The following is a 2,105-nucleotide window of genomic DNA, read 5'->3' on the forward strand; positions in this document are numbered from 1 at the left end:
AAGCTGCGGTTTCTTGACACGGCCAACCTCCGTCTGCGCGGGTTGAAATGCTCCCGCGAATTGCTGGAAATCTAAGCGCCGCGGGGAAGTAGCGTAAGAGGTGGTGGCCTCGGAGGCCTCGGACCATGCTTCCATCTTCCATGTTGGCCGATCAGGCTATCCCCTCGACCCGCGAAGCCGGCCATTCCGGCAGCGGGAAGGGGGAAGGGGTCCAGGACATGGGCGCTGTGGGCCAAATAACCAGCCTGCAACGGCGACCGCACGGCCGCGACCACCAGGCTGGTGCTGCTAGGGGCGCTGACCGACGGCCGGCAGGTCCGGGGCGAGGACGCGGTGCGGGTGGTCATGTAAGTGCGCGAACTCGCTACACACCTGCACACGCGTGCGCAGCCGCACTACTGACGGGCGCAGACCCGCCGAAATCGAGGGATGTTTGCGGGCACGCCGCTCAGTGGCGGATGACCAGGCCGAGCTCGCCGCCGCGCACGCTGCGCAATCGACCTTGTGGGTCCTGGATCGCGCCCAACAGGGCGCGGGCGCTGGGGAACAGCTCTAGCGCCGGGCGTAGCACGGGCACGTCCAGGCCGGCGCTCACCACCCAGCCGTCCGCGCCGATCTGCTCGCCCAGTTGATAGCGGAAGTCAGCGCTGGGGCGTACGGCCAGCCGCCCGCGCAGGCTAATGCTGCCGCCGATCCCGGCCACCACCAGGTTCTGGCGGCCCACGGAAAAGGTGCTGTCCCGCCGCACGGTGGCGCCCTGCGTGATGATGGGCAGCGTGACATCGCCGCGATCCCGCCAGATGTCCGTGGCAAAAACGGTCCAGCTCGTGCGCCCCAGGGGGAAGCTCCAGGTGGCATCGAGCTCGAGGCGCCGGCCGGCCTGGAAGAGGTTGCGGCCATCCAGTCGGTCTTGCGTGTACTCGAGGCCCATCACGCCCACTGAGAACTGGTGCACATCCCCCCGGTACTCGAGCGCGGCGCGCGCGCGCATCTCGTCACCGGGCAGGTAGACGATGGCCGTGTCCGTGCGTGGCCGGAACTCGCCATTGCGCCGGAAGCTGGCGCCCAGGCTCAGGCCGACGCGACCGAGATAGACGGCCGTGGTGAGCCCGCCCGTGGCGGCGAACCCCAGCCCCCAACTGGCCTCGCGGAACCCCAGCAGGTCGGTGGACATGACCGTGGCGACCACTGCCTCCTCCGGCTGGTGGGTCGCCTTGCCCGTGGGCAGGTTGAACCCGAGGGTTAACGCGACCCCGGGCCGCAAGTGCAGCGTGGTGCGCAGCCAGGTATCGGTCACCGATTCCAGTCGGTGCACCGCACCGTCGAGCCCGACCTCACCCATGGCGTAGGAGTTGTACAGCTCGAGCAGCAGCCAGCGCCCGACCGGCGCCTGGAGGGCGATGGGGAAGAGGATCAGCCGGGCGGAAGCGGCGCCAATGCCCTCTGAGAAGCGGTAACTCTGGAGGTGGGCGCCGCCCGCAATGCTGAACGGCGGCCCGGAGCGCCTGGCCTCCTGCGCCTCGAGGGATGAGGCGGAGCACAGGAGCAGGGCGAGCATTAACCTTTTGATCATCCTTCCAGTGGTCCTGGACGGCATTTTCTAGATCCCTAGTTGTCGGCCGGCCTGCGGATCCGGATCCGCAGCGTCGCCTGGTTCACCTGCCCGACGCCCTCGATGTTCTGCCCCTCGAGCGAGGGCATGCGGTTGGCCGCCTGCAGGGTGGCTCCTTCCTGCACCACGCCCACGCGGATCATCTCCGTGCCCGGCATGGGCACCACGAAGCCCACCGTGCTGCGCAGCAGCCCGGGGATGCCTGCGCGCACAGCCGCTGAGGCGCCGGCCGCCTGGGTGGCCGCAGCCTCCTTTCGCGCCAGCGCGCCGCCACGGGGCAGCATCATGGGCGGGCGCGCGCTATCCGGGGCCACCTCGGCCACCCGCGGGCGCGGCGCCGTGTCCGGAGGGGCAATGCGCACGGGCAGCGGGCGGGGGCGAGGCGCCTCCTTTACGAGCACGCGAGGCGCCCAGAGGATACGCGCCGTATCCGCGGCCCAGCTCGGGAGCGGCAGCCGTGCGGCCGGCGCCTGTCGGTAGCGCGGGGCGTCCA

The 2,105-nt window shown here is 70.2% G+C and carries 2 protein-coding genes; both read right to left on the minus strand.

The window, feature by feature from the left end:
- Positions 1–448: 448 nt before the first annotated feature.
- Positions 449–1,573 carry a hypothetical protein gene (locus HY703_01275; protein ID MBI4543809.1) on the minus strand — a complete coding sequence of 375 codons (1,125 nt, stop codon included), beginning with the start codon at positions 1,571–1,573 and terminating at the stop codon, positions 449–451.
- A 35-nt stretch (positions 1,574–1,608) separates the two neighbouring features.
- On the minus strand, positions 1,609–2,105 hold a 497-nt coding region (locus HY703_01280; protein MBI4543810.1), incomplete at its 5' end, for a hypothetical protein.

The sequence above is a fragment of the Gemmatimonadota bacterium genome (assembly GCA_016209965.1).
In the GTDB taxonomy this organism is placed as follows: Bacteria; Gemmatimonadota; Gemmatimonadetes; order Longimicrobiales; family RSA9; genus JACQVE01.

Coding starts and splice junctions, on each gene's coding strand:
- HY703_01275 (MBI4543809.1), bottom strand. CDS start 1,573: ATGATCAAAAGGTTAATGCTCGCCCTGCTCCTGTGCTCCGCCTCATCC.